13 protein-coding genes are annotated in these 15,137 nt (G+C 51.8%); 3 read left to right on the forward strand and 10 right to left on the reverse strand.

All coding sequences use genetic code 11. The features are described from left to right. Positions 1-148: 148 nt before the first annotated feature. The 6 genes from rplT to IAD09_01060 all read right to left on the reverse strand — a co-directional run bounded on the left by rplT (position 149) and on the right by IAD09_01060 (position 6,645). Positions 149-502 carry a 50S ribosomal protein L20 gene (gene rplT / locus IAD09_01035; GenBank protein HIT80817.1) on the reverse strand — a complete coding sequence of 118 codons (354 nt, stop codon included), beginning with the start codon at positions 500-502 and terminating at the stop codon, positions 149-151. Between the two features lie 130 nt (positions 503-632). Continuing rightward, positions 633-830, reverse strand: coding sequence for a 50S ribosomal protein L35 (rpmI, locus tag IAD09_01040; protein HIT80818.1), 198 nt, complete (start codon positions 828-830; stop codon positions 633-635). A 49-nt stretch (positions 831-879) separates the two neighbouring features. Beyond that, positions 880-1,449 carry a translation initiation factor IF-3 gene (locus IAD09_01045; protein HIT80819.1) on the reverse strand — a complete coding sequence of 190 codons (570 nt, stop codon included), beginning with the start codon at positions 1,447-1,449 and terminating at the stop codon, positions 880-882. Between the two features lie 4 nt (positions 1,450-1,453). Then, positions 1,454-3,394: a threonine--tRNA ligase gene (gene thrS / locus IAD09_01050; GenBank protein ID HIT80820.1), complete on the reverse strand. Its 1,941-nt coding sequence runs from the start codon at positions 3,392-3,394 to the stop codon at positions 1,454-1,456. 537 nt (positions 3,395-3,931) lie between these two features. After that, positions 3,932-4,315: a hypothetical protein gene (locus IAD09_01055; GenBank protein ID HIT80821.1), complete on the reverse strand. Its 384-nt coding sequence runs from the start codon at positions 4,313-4,315 to the stop codon at positions 3,932-3,934. 257 nt (positions 4,316-4,572) lie between these two features. After that, positions 4,573-6,645, reverse strand: a complete 2,073-nt coding sequence (locus IAD09_01060) for a tetratricopeptide repeat protein (GenBank protein ID HIT80822.1) — start codon at positions 6,643-6,645, stop codon at positions 4,573-4,575. Between the two features lie 260 nt (positions 6,646-6,905). On the opposite strand from IAD09_01060, the gene IAD09_01065 reads away from it, so the two are divergent. Beyond that, positions 6,906-7,547, forward strand: a complete 642-nt coding sequence (locus IAD09_01065; protein ID HIT80823.1) for a cytidylate kinase-like family protein — start codon at positions 6,906-6,908, stop codon at positions 7,545-7,547. On the opposite strand, the gene IAD09_01070 is transcribed toward IAD09_01065, so the two are convergent. Next, the gene (locus IAD09_01070) at positions 7,541-7,951 is read right to left on the reverse strand and encodes a YjbQ family protein (protein ID HIT80824.1); all 411 of its coding nucleotides are present in this window, start codon (positions 7,949-7,951) and stop codon (positions 7,541-7,543) included. The genes IAD09_01065 and IAD09_01070 overlap by 7 nt on opposite strands. 136 nt (positions 7,952-8,087) lie before the next feature. Here IAD09_01070 and IAD09_01075 point away from each other — a divergent pair, with 136 nt between their 5' ends. Both IAD09_01075 and lgt read left to right on the forward strand, forming a co-directional pair. Beyond that, on the forward strand, positions 8,088-8,984 hold the full coding sequence (locus IAD09_01075; GenBank protein ID HIT80825.1) for a diaminopimelate dehydrogenase: 897 nt from the start codon (positions 8,088-8,090) through the stop codon (positions 8,982-8,984). 18 nt (positions 8,985-9,002) lie between these two features. After that, on the forward strand, positions 9,003-9,869 hold the full coding sequence (gene lgt / locus IAD09_01080) for a prolipoprotein diacylglyceryl transferase (GenBank protein HIT80826.1): 867 nt from the start codon (positions 9,003-9,005) through the stop codon (positions 9,867-9,869). A 4-nt stretch (positions 9,870-9,873) separates the two neighbouring features. On the opposite strand, the gene IAD09_01085 is transcribed toward lgt, so the two are convergent. The 3 genes from IAD09_01085 to IAD09_01095 form a co-directional block, all read right to left on the reverse strand. Next, positions 9,874-11,943, reverse strand: a complete 2,070-nt coding sequence (locus tag IAD09_01085) for a GNAT family N-acetyltransferase (GenBank protein HIT80827.1) — start codon at positions 11,941-11,943, stop codon at positions 9,874-9,876. Positions 11,944-12,199: 256 nt separating this feature from the next. Further along, the gene (locus IAD09_01090; GenBank protein HIT80828.1) at positions 12,200-13,507 is read right to left on the reverse strand and encodes an inositol-3-phosphate synthase; all 1,308 of its coding nucleotides are present in this window, start codon (positions 13,505-13,507) and stop codon (positions 12,200-12,202) included. Positions 13,508-13,738: 231 nt separating this feature from the next. Further along, positions 13,739-15,019 carry an acyloxyacyl hydrolase gene (locus tag IAD09_01095; protein ID HIT80829.1) on the reverse strand — a complete coding sequence of 427 codons (1,281 nt, stop codon included), beginning with the start codon at positions 15,017-15,019 and terminating at the stop codon, positions 13,739-13,741. Positions 15,020-15,137: the final 118 nt, after the last annotated feature.

A 15,137-nucleotide genomic window follows, 5' to 3' on the forward strand; every position in this document is an offset into this window, starting at 1 on the left:
TTTCCCAATCCAATACGACGCAATCTTATGTCTTAACCGTAATTGACTATGACAAATATATAGGAATAAATCGAGAAAAACAAATTTTACGGCAAAAAAATAGTCCCACCATGACTGATGGGACTTATTTCTATTGCAAATTGCTCTTTTACTGGGCATTTTTTGCTTGCAACACGATAGCGCGGAATGCTTCGGGATTGTTCATGGCCAGGTCGGCAAGAACTTTGCGGTTGATCTCGATTCCGGCTTTGTGCAGGGCACCCATCAGTTTCGAATAAGAAAGACCTTCGAGACGGGCGGCTGCGTTGATACGCTGAATCCAAAGGGCGCGGAAGTTGCGTTTTTTGGCTTTGCGATCACGGTAAGCATAGGTAAGACCTTTTTCCCAGGTATTTTTGGCAACGGTCCACACGTTTTTGCGGGCACCGTAATATCCGCGGGTAAGTTTCAGGATTTTTTTTCTTCTTGCTCTTGAAGCAACGTGATTGACTGATCTTGGCATAGTTTTAGTTGTTTTGAATGTTAGCGTCTTCTCGACAGGGAGAAGCTCTTCGGGCTAAGGCATTCGGTTAATACTGCTTTGTTGGAAAATCGCTTTTAAAGACTGAATGAAATTTTCTCGGTATCGGAGTTTATCTCAGGGTGAGCAACTCTTTTACGTTCTTCATGTCGGCACGATCAACGAGACCAAAATGGGTCAAATTTCTTTTTTGTTTCTTGGTCTTCTTGGTCAGAATGTGACTTTTGAAAGCGTGTTTTCTTTTGATTTTTCCTGATCCGGTAAGGGTAAACCTTTTTTTGGCACCGGAGTTAGTTTTCATCTTCGGCATTTTGCTAATTTTTAATTTTGTTTTTTATGTTGCTGAGTTTCCTCATTTTTTATTTTTTCTTGGGGGTAAGCACGATAATCATGCGTTTCCCTTCGAGAAGGGGCATCTGCTCCACTTTTCCGTAGTCTTCGAGGTCATTGGCAAAGCGCAGCAACAGTACCTCTCCCTGCTCCTTGAAGAGAATCGAACGGCCTTTGAAAAAGACATAAGCCTTTACCTTGGCGCCTTCTTCGAGGAAGCCTTTGGCGTGTTTGAGCTTGAAGTTGTAATCGTGGTCGTCGGTCTGCGGTCCGAAACGGATTTCCTTGACAACGACTTTCGTCGATTTGGCCTTTTGCTCTTTCAGTCGTTTCTTCTGCTGATAGAGAAACTTCTGGTAATCGATGACCCGGCAAACCGGGGGGACGGCATTGGGAGAAATCTCGACCAGGTCGAGACCTTGTTCTTCGGCAATGCGCAGAGCGTCGTGTGTGGAATAAACTCCCTGTTCGACATTTTCTCCGACAAGGCGGACTTCACGCGCCCGTATTCTTTCGTTGATAGAATACTGGTTTACACCGTCTTTTTTGGGGGGAACGTTTCGCTTGTTATTATTCCCTACTTCGTTGTTTTTCTCCATTCAATTACCATTGGTTTATCATATCCTCGACCTCTTTGGTGAGAATTTCGGCAAAGGTAGTAATTTTCATAATACCTTTATCACCTTCGCCCTGTTTTCTTACAGAAACTTCATCATTTTCTGCTTCTTTCTCTCCAACGATGAGCATATAGGGTATTTTTTTCAACTCATTGTCGCGAATTTTGCGTCCGATTTTCTCGTTGCGGTCATCGACGACGGCGCGTATATCTTTTTGTTTGAGCTCGTGTGCCACTTTGGCGGCATAGTCGTTGAATTTCTCGCTGATGGGCATGACCACCACCTGCTCGGGGGTGAGCCACAAGGGGAACTTGCCGGCGGTGTGCTCGATGAGCACGGCCACGAAACGCTCCATCGAGCCGAAGGGGGCACGGTGAATCATCACGGGGCGGTGTTTCTGGTTGTCGCTGCCGGTGTATTCGAGTTCAAAACGTTCGGGCAGGTTGTAGTCGACCTGAATGGTTCCCAACTGCCAGCGGCGGCCGATGGCATCTTTGACCATGAAGTCGAGTTTCGGGCCGTAGAAGGCGGCTTCGCCGTATTCGATTTTGGCTTTGAGCCCCTTCTCCTCACAGGCTTCGATGATGGCCTGCTCGGCTTTTTCCCAGTTTTCTTCGCTTCCGATGTATTTTTCGCGGTTGACTTTGTCGCGCAACGAAATCTGGGCTTCGAAGTTTTGGAAGTTCATCGAACGGAAGACGATGGAGATGATATCCATCACGCGCAGGAATTCGTCTTTTACCTGGTCGGGGCGGCAGAAGATGTGGGCATCGTCCTGCGTGAAACTGCGCACACGGGTAAGGCCGTGCAACTCACCGCTCTGCTCATACCGGCACACGGTTCCGAACTCGGCCAAGCGCAGAGGCAGGTCCTTGTAGGAACGGGGTGAGTTCTTGTATATCATGCAGTGGTGGGGGCAGTTCATGGGTTTGAGGAAGTACTCTTCGCCCTCCTCGGGGGTGTGTATGGGCTGGAACGAATCCTTGCCATACTTGGCATAGTGTCCCGAAGTGATGTAGAGGAGCTTGTTGCCGATGGGCGGAGTGATGACCTCTTGGTAATCATAGCGGGCCTGTATGCGACGGAGGAACGATTGCAGACGCAGACGCAACTCGGTACCTTTGGGCAACCACATGGGCAGACCCTTGCCCACGGTGTCGGAGAACATGAAGAGCTCCATCTCCTTGCCTATCTTGCGGTGGTCGCGTTTCTTGGCCTCTTCGAGCAACGTCAGGTACTCATCGAGCATTTTTTTCTTGGGGAACGTGATACCGTAGAGGCGGGTGAGCTGGTGACGTTTTTCGTCGCCACGCCAATAGGCTCCTGCCAACGAGAGTATTTTCACGGCTTTGATGGGAGCGGTATTGGGGAGGTGCGGGCCACGGCAAAGGTCGGTAAACGCGCCTTGGGTGTAGGTCGAAATCGTACCGTCTTCGAGCTCGCTGATGAGTTCTACCTTATATTCTTCTCCACGGTCGCCAAACATTTTGAGGGCGTCGGCCTTGGAGATGTTCTTGCGCACGATTTCTTCCTTGCGGGCGGCCAGTTCCATCATCTTGGCCTCGATGGCGGCAAAGTCGCCTTCCTTAATGGGGGTCTCTCCCGGGTCGACATCGTAATAGAATCCGTTCTCGATGGCCGGACCGATACCGAACTTGATGCCGGGGTAGAGCTCCTGCAAGGCTTCGGCCATGAGGTGTGCCGAGCTGTGCCAGAAAGCGTGTTTGCCCTCGGGGTCGTCCCATTTGTATAATTGTATGGTGGCATCGCTCTCGATGGGGCGAGTAAGGTCCCATTCTTGTTCATTGACTTTGGCGGCCAACACGTCTTGTGCCAACCGTTGACTGATACTCTCGGCGATTTGCAGCGGGGTGGTTCCGGCAGCGAATTCCTTCACCGAGTTATCGGGGAAAGTAATTTTTATCATAATCTTACATCTTTCTTCACCGCGACTCTTTACGAGGGAGCCCGGCGATGGTCGTTATTGATTTTTTCCGGGTGAAACGCACGCATTTCCCCGTGGCGGATCTCCTCACGAGGGAAAAGCGTACTTTTCAAGCGTACAAAAGTAGGGATATTTTACAATTCAGACAAACCTATGCGTCATTATTTTTTCGGATTTCTTTCTCAAAAAGAGAGACAAAGCCCGCCGGAGAGAAAAGGTCAGCCCCCTACACGACGATGCCGGCCGAAGAAAATATTAAAAAGTAAAGGCTTAGGAGCATGAAGAAAATGGTAATCACCGGCCAAATGAAGCAAAATATAAGCACATTTATTTCTTCATAACTCATATCAAACCGTTTACCTGTGTGCATCAGCCACTGTACGCATAGATTGAACAGTGTCTTAGGCATATCCATGGTATGGTATTTGTTCCAAAAGTGAGTAAACAGTCTCTTGGAACAGACACTCAACGGAAGTATGAAAAACAGTTTTATCCCTTCTATTATTAACAGGGGAATTTTTATAAGAATTTTTCCCATTTTACAGACGGAAAGGTGTATTTATTGAAATCTTCAAACTGAACCCATTTATAATCATCTGCATCTATACGCAGACGACAATGTCCAGCAGCAAGAACCTCTTCCAGTTTTGCCTTATAGATTGAGAAATGATAATATACATATATATTATCGTCTACTATAACATGATGAGGAAATTGTTCCACAATTTCAGGACGAAGATTCTCTTGTAACCTCATGCCTTCCATGTCCTTGGTACAAAGATAACACAATGCTTCCGCGGGAGTCAGATCAAGAGCGAGATGTGCCTTAACTTTTGCGTGATTAAATTCATAACAGTCATCTCTAAAAAAGAGGTCGGACAACCATTTTTTAAATCTTTTCATATTATCTTATTTTTAAAATTTCAACATTTTCCTCCTTCTATAAAGGACTTCTTTTTGTTTTAATAGCTATCTTATCAGGCTCAGACATATAAGGTAATACCATATCCTGAGTGAATACTACGGGGTCTTTCGTTGTGCCTATAAGAGAGAACCGACCCACGCCTCAATCTCGGGCATAAAGTACGAGGGAGTGCCTCAGCCCCACAAGACGCGCAGCACATGTAATTATTAAAGATAAAAATAATGTAAAAGGTCTTTTAGTCGCTAAGCCGCTTGATGACGTTGTAAGCGGCAACGATGCCCAGCTCGCCGGCCTTGCTGAGATCGGCAATACCTTCATCGTTCCGACCGAGATAGATATACACCAGCCCACGGTTGTAATAGGCTTCGGCAAAATCGGGATTGCGCTCTATGGCGGCCGTGTAATCGGCAAGGGCGGCCTTGAAGTCTTGACGGCCGCACCGCACATTGGCCCGGTTATAGTAGGTATAGGCAAAGCGGGGTGCCAGAGCTATGGCCATGTCGTAGTCGTGCAGGACCATTTCATACTCGACCGTGGAGGGCTCCCGCACGAGGCCGAGGTCGGCGAGCTTGCTCGGTTGGGTGACGACACCGGGGGTCGATGAGATGGAATAGGAACCGATGGTCTCGGTCGTGGTCGTCGAAAGCTGGTAATCAATCTGCTTGCAACGGACGTAGGCACGCAGGAAATAGGCAAACATGAAATCGGGACTCAACGTCACCACGCGGTCAAGGTCGGCCAAGGCATTGTCGAAGTCTTGCAGGAGCATGAAGTCGATGGCCCGTCCGAAGAAGGGCACGGGATTGGACGGATTGATGGCGATGAGACGCGAATAGTCGGCCACCGACGTAAAGTGCGAAGCGGCTTGCAAGGAATCGAGCGGCTGTGAGGCATTGGAGAGAAGCAACCGTTTGGCAAAAAGACGGGAGCGGTTGAGCTCGGCCAACTCGGGCACATAGGCGACGTTGCGTCGAACGCCGTCGTTCTTCTCATAATAGGTGAGCGCAAACTGCGGAGAAATTTCGACTTTCTGCATGCGGTCTTGTATGCGGCCGCGAATGTGGCTGGCATACTCTTGCTCTACGCCGGCGGTGTTGTCGGCCACCAAAAGGCGGTCGAACTTGTTGATGTTGCGGTCCGACTCCTTACGCACTTTTCCGTCGGCATCGTTTTGGCTGGCCTTTGTCGTATCCGTGACGGCCACGCCCGATTTTTTCGACGCTTCATAGAGAGCCATGGCGTGGTCGTAATCTTTTTTCCCGCCCGACGCGTCGCCCGACAGCCTTTTGGCCTCGGAACGGGCATAGAATCCCTGGTAAAAATCGGGATAGGCTTCGAGCACGGCATCGAAATCACCGACCGCCGCGCGATATTCGCCCAAGTCGCTCAGAAGAATGGCGCGATTGTAACGAGCCATAAGGTTGTCGGGTTCCCGTTGGAGGTAATAATTAAAATCGGAAAGGGCATCGTTCTTGGCACCGACCGTCAACGAGAGCAGTCCCCGGTTGTAACGGGCAATGAGATTGGTCGGGTCGAGCGAAATGACCTTGTCGTAATCGTCCATGGCACCGCGCAAATCCTCGCGGTAATAACGTATGAGTGCTCGGTTGATGTAGTGCGAGGGGGTGTTGGGTTCGAGGCGCAACGCACGGTCGATGTCGGCCAGTGCCGCATCGTAATCGTTGCGATAGAGTGCCGTGAGCACTCCGCGTTGGGCATAGGCTTGCGCCCGGTTCTTGTCGACCCCGATGGCCTTGTCGAGGTCGGTCAGGGCGGCCAGCGTATCGCCCCGCAGGATATGGTACTGTCCCCGGCTCACATAGGCGTTATAATAAGACGGGTGCAGCGCGATGAGGCGGGAGAAAGAGCTGTCGGCCCGGGCATATTGCTCCGACTGCACCTCGGCGATGGCCTTATTGAGCAACATCTGCCGGTTTTCGGGCGCATAGCGCAAACCCGCTTCATAATCGGCTATGGCTCCCTGGTAATCACCGCTGTTCTGCCGGGCGATACCGCGCACCTGATAGGCATCGACAATGAACGGATTCCGCTCGATGGCTTCGGTGGCATCTTCTTCGGCACCGCTGAAATCTTCGAGGCTCAGCTTGGCGACCGAACGGTAGAAATAGGGTTCGGCCAAATAGGGTTTCACCTGTATGACGCGGTTGAAATATTGAATGGCCAGCACATAATCTTCGAAATAGAGTGCATTGCGCCCGATGTAGGTAATACGCTCGGTATTGAGCTGCGCCACAGTCGGCCGGAAAGCTGACATGAACAACAAAAACAAAAGTATGAATCGGCGCATGATGTTGGGGCTGTTTTTATGTCATATTGCAACATTTCATCGCAATAAGGCACAAATGTACATAATTTCCGACAAAACAATCAGAGAATAACAGTTTTTATGGCTTTCGGGGAACGGACAACGGGAACAGATTCCCCCTACCGGGTCAAGACCGGGTAATGACAAGATTTTTAATATCTCTTTTCTGTTTTTTACCCGTTCACCTCTACCGGCTTACAGAGAAAGGTCGTATATTTGTGGTTGAAAAAACGGCTATAACCATGAACGAGAACTTTATCATAACCATCGGCCGGCAGTTCGGCAGCGGAGGCCGGGAGATAGGACGGCTCCTTTCCCGCATGATGAACATCGGTTACTACGACAAGGAGTTGATGCAGGAAGCCGCCCGGGAGAGCGGCATCGACACGCACTACTTCGAGAAAGCCGACGAGACGACGCCGACAGGCTTCTACCATGCCATGTTGGGACTCTCATCATTCAATTACGGGAACACGCTATGCAACGAGACCATTTTCAAGTTGCAGGCCGATGTGATACAAAACATCGCCCGCAAGCACTCTTGCGTCATCGTGGGTCGGTGCGCCGATTACATTCTAAGGGAAAATCCGCGTTGCATTTCGATTTTCATACACGCCTCCATGAGCGACCGCGTGGCCCGCATTCAAAAACATGAAGCGTTATCGGAAAAAGAGGCGATAGAAAAGGCAAACAAGACCGACAAACGACGTGCCAGCTACTACAACTTCTACTCCGACAAGGAATGGGGAGTAGCTTCGTCATACAATCTCTCGGTCGACTCTTCGCTTTTGGGAACCGAAGATACCGCCCGCATGATAAAAGAGTTTGTCGAGAAACGCCTCTCCCTTATCGACAGGTACGGCGTCCTTCTGCCTCGTCAATAATACAAGGTAGCCAATATACGCCGGTCGCCGCCATAGTCGCGGAACTCACACAGGTAAATGCCCTGCCACGTTCCAAGGGCCAACCGGCCGTCACGCACAGGTATCGTCAGCGACGGACCGATAAGCGAGCACTTGATATGTGCCGGCATGTCATCGCACCCTTCGAGCGTGTGGGTGTAATAGGCTTCTCCCTCGGGCACAAGGCGATTCAGGGCCGACTCGAAATCGGTCCGCACCGAAGGGTCGGCATTTTCGTTTATAGTCAGTGCCGCCGAAGTGTGCTGAATGAAAAGATGGAGCAATCCGGCCTCGGGCAATTCGCCCAAAGCCTTCGATATAGAAGAGGTAATCAGATGGTACCCCCGACAACGAGCCGGGAGGACGATGAGATGCTGGCGTATCATGCTTGCATGTTTTATGTTTCCACAAAGATATAAATAAGTTTTTAGTATCGAAATAGTCTTCATGCAAATAAAAAATGCTACCTTTGCGGCAAAAATGAAGACATTTTTAACCTATTAACGATAAAAGTATAACAAAATGAAAAGAATGAGAGCTGCCATCGTAGGTTATGGCAATATCGGAAAGTATGTCCTCGACGCCCTGCAAGCCGCCCCCGACTTTGAAATCGCCGGCATCGTGCGCCGAGACGCCACCAACGTTCCCGACGAATTGAAATCCTATCCTGTCGTTTCGGACATCGAAGCACTGCAAGATATCGACGTCGCCGTGCTGTGCACCCCCACCCGCAAAGTCGAAGAGTATGCCGAAAAGATTCTTGCCCGCGGCATTCACACGGTCGACAGCTTCGACATACACACGCAAATCGCCGGTCTGCGCAGCCGACTTGACGCCATCTGCAAAAAGCACGACACCGTAGCCATCACGGCCGCCGGTTGGGATCCGGGAAGCGACTCGATTGTGCGCACCCTCATGCAGGCCGCAGCGCCCAAAGGGGTTACCTACACCAACTTCGGCCCGGGCATGAGCATGGGTCACACCGTCGCCGTAAAAGCCGTTGAAGGGGTAAAAGCCGCCCTCTCCATGACCATTCCCCTCGGCACGGGTATCCACCGCCGCATGGTATATATCGAATTGAAAGAGGGCTATAAATTTGAAGAAGTGGCACAAGCCATCAAAACCGACCCCTACTTTGTCAACGACGAGACGCATGTGATGCAAGTCGAGTGCGTCAATGACCTGCTCGACATGGGTCACGGCGTGCACATGATACGCAAAGGCGTCTCGGGCAAAACCCAAAACCAGATTTTGGAATTTAACATGAAAATCAACAACCCCGCCCTTACGGCTCAGATATTGGTGGGCGTGGCCCGTGCGTCGTTCCGCCAACAACCGGGCTGCTACACGATGATAGAGATTCCCGTCATCGACATGCTCCACGGAGAGCGTGAAGACCTCATCAAGCACCTGGTTTAACCGACATCTTGCATCATGTTGATTGACGCCATAACCTGGACGGCCGACCCGGCGATATTCTCCATCTTCGGACGCGAAGTGCGCTGGTACGGCCTGTTCTTCGCCATCGGATTCCTGGTGGGTTACGCCATCGAAGAACGCATCTACAAGCACGACAATGCCCCGGCAGGGTGGTGCGACAAGGCTTTTATCTACACCATCGTGGCCACCATTGTCGGTGCCCGGTTGGGGCACTGCATCTTCTACGGTTGGGAGTACTACTCGGCACACCCGCTCGACATTCTCAAAATATGGGAAGGCGGGCTGGCCAGCCACGGAGGAACCATCGGTATCCTCATCGCCCTCTATATCTTCTCCCGCAGGGTGACACACCGCGGCATGCTCTGGGCCGTAGACCGCTTGGCCATACCCACCGCCCTGGTGGGTGCCCTCATACGCATGGGCAACCTCATGAACCATGAAATCTACGGTCATGTAACCGACCTGCCCTGGGGTTTCCGCTTTATCGAGAACGTGGGAGCCTGGCACACTTACGGCGCACAACCGGTCTTCACCGACCCGTCGCACCCGACGCAGATATACGAGGCGCTGTGCTATCTCGCCGTTTTCGGATTGCTTATGTATCTCTACTGGAAACGCCGTGCCGGTGACCGTCCGGGGCTGATACTGGGCATATTCTTCATCGGCGTCTTCCTCAGCCGCTTCTTCATCGAGTTTGTAAAGAACGACCAGGAAGCCTTCGAGGCCGACATGGTCCTCAACATGGGCCAATGGTTGAGCATACCATTCGTCATTGCAGGAATATGGCTCGTCATCAGGGCATTGATACGCCCCGAGGTATCGGGACGCATTGAAGGCCCCCATGACCGGAAGAAGAAACAATAATTTTCTATTCGCTGAGCATCAGCGACAGATAAGGTGCCGGCGTGACGCCTTCGACCAACAACCATCGGGTGAACGTCCGAATGTCGAAATCATAATCACACACGGTATCCCGTGCCACAGAGAGGGGCTGCTTGCAAGAGCGCCCCTCTTTTATGGTATAGACCCCGGCGTTCGAGGGCAAAAGCCCGTCACGCAACCTGAGGGTGAAAGAGCGCCCGGGACAGGCCGTGGCATAAGAGCCGAGCAATCGTCCGGCATCGACAATGCGCACCATGCCCGACGGGCATCTCACGGCCGATTCACACACGAGCCCGGGAAGCAAGCCGGCAAGGGAATCCTCAACGCCCGCGCCTTCGGGCAGGGAAAACGAGATTTCCCGCACGCCGTACCGGGCAGCGAGAGCCATGAGCATTTGTGCCAGCGAAGGAGCGTCGAGTGCACACACTTCGAGCAAATGCAAGGCCGCATCACGCGGGACGGCAACGGCAAGAGCACAAAGGGTCGCATCGGGTCGCCGGGCCTGCCACACCTCTCCGCCGGCCAAGCGGGCATCGGCACAAATCACGGCAAAATCGTCGGCATCGTGCAGCACCCGGCAGGGAATGGCTGCCGTGAGGCAAGCCCAATCACGGCTCAACTGCGCCATGTCATGGCCGACGGCCGTGAGCCCGGATCCGTTGCAGGAGAGCTCCCCTCCCACCACATAACGATAATGCCGGCGGAAAAACGTCGTCTCAAAACCAAACCGCGCATAGTAATCATATAACGACGCCTCGGCCGGAATGAGTGCGACCAGCGGGAAGCCGCGCCGCCCCAACAACGAAAAGGCATGGGTCATGAGGGTCGCCATGAGACCTCGGCCGCGTTCCCCGGGGACGGTCGACAAGCCGGCCCAATAAGAGAGAGGTTCTTCCCCGCCCCACAAGGAGAGCATATAGGGCAGATGATGCAATGCCGAACAGAGCTTGTCTCCTCGCACGACAAGGTAGCTCCTCTCGGGCGAGAACTTCCTGTCGAAGAAGAGTCGGAGGAAACGGGGGTCGTCGTGAAAACAGGTCTGCCACAAATCCATTACCGCCGGGCGGTCGGCATCGGTAGCCCGGCGCAACGACAGCGGAGCAGAGCCATCGGCCACCCGCGCTTCGAGGGGGAGTGCCTCGGGCGGAGTTCCTTGTCGGGCATGCCAACAGATGGCAGCCATCTTCTCTTGCAGACGGAACGGGTGATATGAGAGCTTGGCTTGACGCAAACCGGGAATGCCAAGGTCTTCTTCCCGGTTGACATAACGATAGGCGACCGGTAAGGTACGGGCAAACTCGCGATTGATCATGGCATAAGCGCCCTCGAACGAAGCGTCGGCCTTTTCGACATGCACGCCGAAAGTATCGTCGGTAATGGGGGAGCCGTAGGTGAAAGCCACCAAGCGGCCACCCACCCAAAGCGTTCCGCCGGAAAGTTCCAAGTCGTCGAAACGGGTCAAAGCCCGGGTTATTGCCTGACGTTCGAACGAAAGGTCTTCGCCCGAGCCGGTCTGACTCGCCAACCACTCGTCTTCAAAACGCAGACATTCCGCGACAAGCTCGCTCGTCAAAGGCAAATAGCGGTAATCGGGATATTTTTTGAGAAACTGGTTGATGTGATTGCGTTTGGGCTGGAAACGTTTTCCCGAAAGCGCGGCCAACTCCTCCCGCAAATAAATATAATCGGCATAATCGCGCTCGACCACAAAACGGAATTCCCCGGGACAGGCATCGTCTATGGCCGCACGGCCTTCTTCTGAAATACCCAACAGGCACAACGTATGCCCCAATGCCGAAGCATCGGCTCGCAACAAAGCGATACTCTCCCGCAAGGGCCGGGTGCCACGGGGAATCATGTAGGCCGGCCGACGACCGTCGAGATAGAAACGAATGAACAAGGTATCCTCGACAACGGCATACTCGCTCCGGTAAAGAAACTGCCAACTGTACATGTTGGCAAAAGCGAAGTCGCAATTACGATAAGGTCCCGAAAGCGTATAACACATGATTTCGGAACGGGCATTGAGCGTGATGGGACGAAACGGTATTTCCATATACAAAAAACAACAACTGCGAAGATACATGGTTTTTGCATTCGACGTGCTCGTCACGGGTTTTTCGATGCCGATTTTTCTTTACGCCGGCCGGAACGCAGGGTCAATTCTCCCGTTCCAAGATGCGACGGAAAGGGTCGACAACCTTCCCGGCGGACTTCCGTGCTTACCGGCAGCCGATGAAGATACCCGCAAAAAGCAAGGGTTGCCCCTCGACGGGCAACCCTTGCCATTATATAATAATGTATGCTCGGAATCAATCGATTTCTTCGTCAGCCTCGTAACCACCCATTTCGCGAAGGGCATTTTTGAGCATGACATATTGCTGGAAGAGGTGATTGACGGGAACCTCACCCTGCGTATAGTCGTGCATCGGGCTTTTGAGGAAGAAACTCAGGAAACGTTGTGTCCCGTAACGGCCGGCACGAGCAGCGAGGTCGCTCAACAAGACGAGGTCGAGGCAGAGGGGTGCGGCCAAGATGGAGTCACGGCAGAGGAAATTGATTTTTATCTGCATGGGATAACCCATCCAACCGAAGATGTCGATATTGTCCCAGCCCTCCTTGTTATCGTTGCGCGGAGGATAGTAGTTGATGCGCACCTTGTGATAATAATCGGTATAGAGGTCGGGCTGATTTTCGGGAACGAGAATCGATTCAAGGGTAGAGAGCTTGCTCACCTCCTTGGTGTGGAAGTTGGCCGGCTCATCGAGCACGAGACCGTCGCGGTTGCCGAGAATGTTGGTCGAGAACCAACCCGAGAGGCCTAGGCAACGGGTGCCGATGATGGGAGCGAATCCCGATTTCACAAGGGTCTGCCCCGTCTTGAAGTCTTTACCTGCAATGGGCATCTTGGTCTTCTCGGCCATCTCCCACATGGCAGGAATATCGACCGTCGTGTTGGGAGCACCCATGATGAAGGGAGCACCTTCGGCCAAAGCGGCATAGGCATAGCACATCGAGGGAGCAATGTGTTTGCGGTCGTCGTCTTTCATGGCCTTTTCGAGATGAGCCAAGGTATCATGCACGTTCTCATCGTAGGGCACATAAATCTCGGTCGAAGCCGCCCACAGCACGACAATACGCGAGCAGTTGTTTTCGGCCTTGAATTTGCGAATGTCTTCACGCAACTGCTCTACCATTTCCCAACGGGTGGCACAGTTTTTCACATTGTCACCATCGAGGCGTTTTGCATAGTCGCGATCGAAAGCCGCTTTCATCGGAACGATTTTTTCCAACTCGTCTTTTACCGGATTGATGTCTTTTTCTTTCAACACCTCGGCATTGATGGCCGACTCATAGGCATTGGCGGGATATACGTCCCAAGCACCGAAAACAATGTCGGACAACTGTGCCATAGGCACAATTTCATTATAATGAAGATACTTTTTCTCGGCACCGCGACCTACACGGATTTTATCATATTGGGTCATCGATCCAACGGGTTTTGCCAAACCTTTACGAACCATCAACACTCCTGTGATAAACGTTGTGGCAACAGCGCCCAAGCCTACACACAAAACGCCCAATTTACCGTCTGCCGGTTTTACATTCATTTTTTCCATTTTCTTATAAATATACTTTTTCTTTTTTCTATTTTTTCCCGCAAATAATTGCGAGGCAAAGATAGCTCTTTTTTTGCAAAAAAAGAGTTTTATGCAGTTCTTTTCTGAGGCTTAAAGAGAATACCCGATACATTGCGATAAAACGAGCAGCGGCTGCGACAAAACGACCAATATCTACAAAACACATTTTTCAACAGCTTTGTTCGCCCTCCTCCAAAAACAGAAAGGATATTAACGCCAATTCTTCATTTTCCCCAATCGAACCCCCACATTCAGGACCATGCAGTCGGCTTTTGAAAGATGGGCTTTTACATGATATCCTATATAGAGCCATTCGAGCCGCGGGATATAGAATCGCAAACCGATGGTTTCATAATAAGGGGTCTCTTTCTCGGTCATGCCATACCGCGACTCGTCCGCTTCGTCGGGGACTTTTCCCATCTGACGGAACAGATAATACCCCAAACTGAAATAGAGTGAAAGATGCTTGTAGAATACCTCATGCCGCAGCGAAACGCCCAAGGAATGGGGGCTATACAGCAGACCCGGCATCGACTTCTCCTCGTTTATCCTTTTAAGTTGCTCGGCATAGGGCACATACATATAGTCGACACCGATGCCCGAAGCAAATTTCAAGCGATAGCGAAACATGGGTGCCACGGACACTGACAGGGCCGAATATATCGGATAATCGGCCGTTCGGTAACGAGCATCTTCGGGCGAAAGCAAATAGTAATACAGGAACCACTCGTCGAGAAATGACTTGGCCGCCCAACCCACCGAAAGGTCACAATAAAAATTCTTCCCGTAGGCTCTTTGGAATTTGTTCCGAACTGGCAATTTCGGCTGGTCGCCGGCCGGATAATAACGCACGCCGGCCGACAGGCCCACCGTGTTGGCTCCCTTGTTGGGACGGTCCAGCGCGCCATTGGAGAAATGCTTGAACTCTCCCTCGACAAAGACTTCACACGACGGAGCCACCCGCATGCGCGCCTGCACGCCAAAGCCGAAATATATCGACAACGGCGAACCGATTATTTCGTTATCGACATTATCGGCCGGATTGTAGGGTCGCGTGCAAAAGCCCAATCCGTTCTCGAACGAATAAGCCAGCGTAAAACGCGACGCGCGCACCACGTCGCGCTTGAAAGCGGCATAAGCCGCCACCATGTAACCGAGCTCCGAATCATAAGGCGTGTGCCGATTGTCCATGTGCAGACGCACCCGGCTGTAATCGACCAGCATCAATCCGCCCCTGATGGTGGGATAGCCAAACGCCATATCATACCGGCTGCTGTCTGACAGCAAGGCCCGATAGGCTCCATACACATTATACACAGCCCCATGAGGCGATTTTATCAATTCACGGGCGTATTTATCCACACCCAGGAGATAGACCCAGCCGGCCGAGGCTCCATACGACAGCCGCGACCTCTTTTCTTGCATTTCCTCGGCTTGCAGGCCGTGAGCCACAAGAAGCATGGCAATGACAAAAGTCCCTATTCTCCGCATAATAAACTCTTCGGAACAAAAACGTGTGCGGCACGCCAAAAGCGCAAATGCTTTCGCGCCGGAGCCTGTTTCTCCCTCATTCCGGTGAAATAGGGACAAATATACCTTATTTTTTTTA

Origin of the sequence: Candidatus Caccoplasma merdavium (genome assembly GCA_018715595.1) — a bacterium.
In the GTDB taxonomy this organism is placed as follows: domain Bacteria; phylum Bacteroidota; class Bacteroidia; order Bacteroidales; family UBA11471; genus Caccoplasma; species Caccoplasma merdavium.

What these genes read in the sequence shown, in the direction of transcription:
- IAD09_01085 (HIT80827.1), bottom strand. Translation starts at nt 11,943, where the DNA reads ATGGAAATACCGTTTCGTCCCATCACGCTCAATGCCCGTTCCGAAATC.
- IAD09_01045 (HIT80819.1), bottom strand. Translation starts at nt 1,449, where the DNA reads ATGGAGAAAAACAACGAAGTAGGGAATAATAACAAGCGAAACGTTCCC.
- IAD09_01065 (HIT80823.1), top strand. Translation starts at nt 6,906, where the DNA reads ATGAACGAGAACTTTATCATAACCATCGGCCGGCAGTTCGGCAGCGGA.
- IAD09_01055 (HIT80821.1), bottom strand. Translation starts at nt 4,315, where the DNA reads ATGAAAAGATTTAAAAAATGGTTGTCCGACCTCTTTTTTAGAGATGAC.
- IAD09_01070 (HIT80824.1), bottom strand. Translation starts at nt 7,951, where the DNA reads ATGATACGCCAGCATCTCATCGTCCTCCCGGCTCGTTGTCGGGGGTAC.
- rpmI (HIT80818.1), bottom strand. Translation starts at nt 830, where the DNA reads ATGCCGAAGATGAAAACTAACTCCGGTGCCAAAAAAAGGTTTACCCTT.
- IAD09_01090 (HIT80828.1), bottom strand. Translation starts at nt 13,507, where the DNA reads ATGGAAAAAATGAATGTAAAACCGGCAGACGGTAAATTGGGCGTTTTG.
- IAD09_01095 (HIT80829.1), bottom strand. Translation starts at nt 15,019, where the DNA reads ATGCGGAGAATAGGGACTTTTGTCATTGCCATGCTTCTTGTGGCTCAC.
- IAD09_01060 (HIT80822.1), bottom strand. Translation starts at nt 6,645, where the DNA reads ATGCGCCGATTCATACTTTTGTTTTTGTTGTTCATGTCAGCTTTCCGG.
- thrS (HIT80820.1), bottom strand. Translation starts at nt 3,394, where the DNA reads ATGATAAAAATTACTTTCCCCGATAACTCGGTGAAGGAATTCGCTGCC.
- IAD09_01075 (HIT80825.1), top strand. Translation starts at nt 8,088, where the DNA reads ATGAAAAGAATGAGAGCTGCCATCGTAGGTTATGGCAATATCGGAAAG.
- rplT (HIT80817.1), bottom strand. Translation starts at nt 502, where the DNA reads ATGCCAAGATCAGTCAATCACGTTGCTTCAAGAGCAAGAAGAAAAAAA.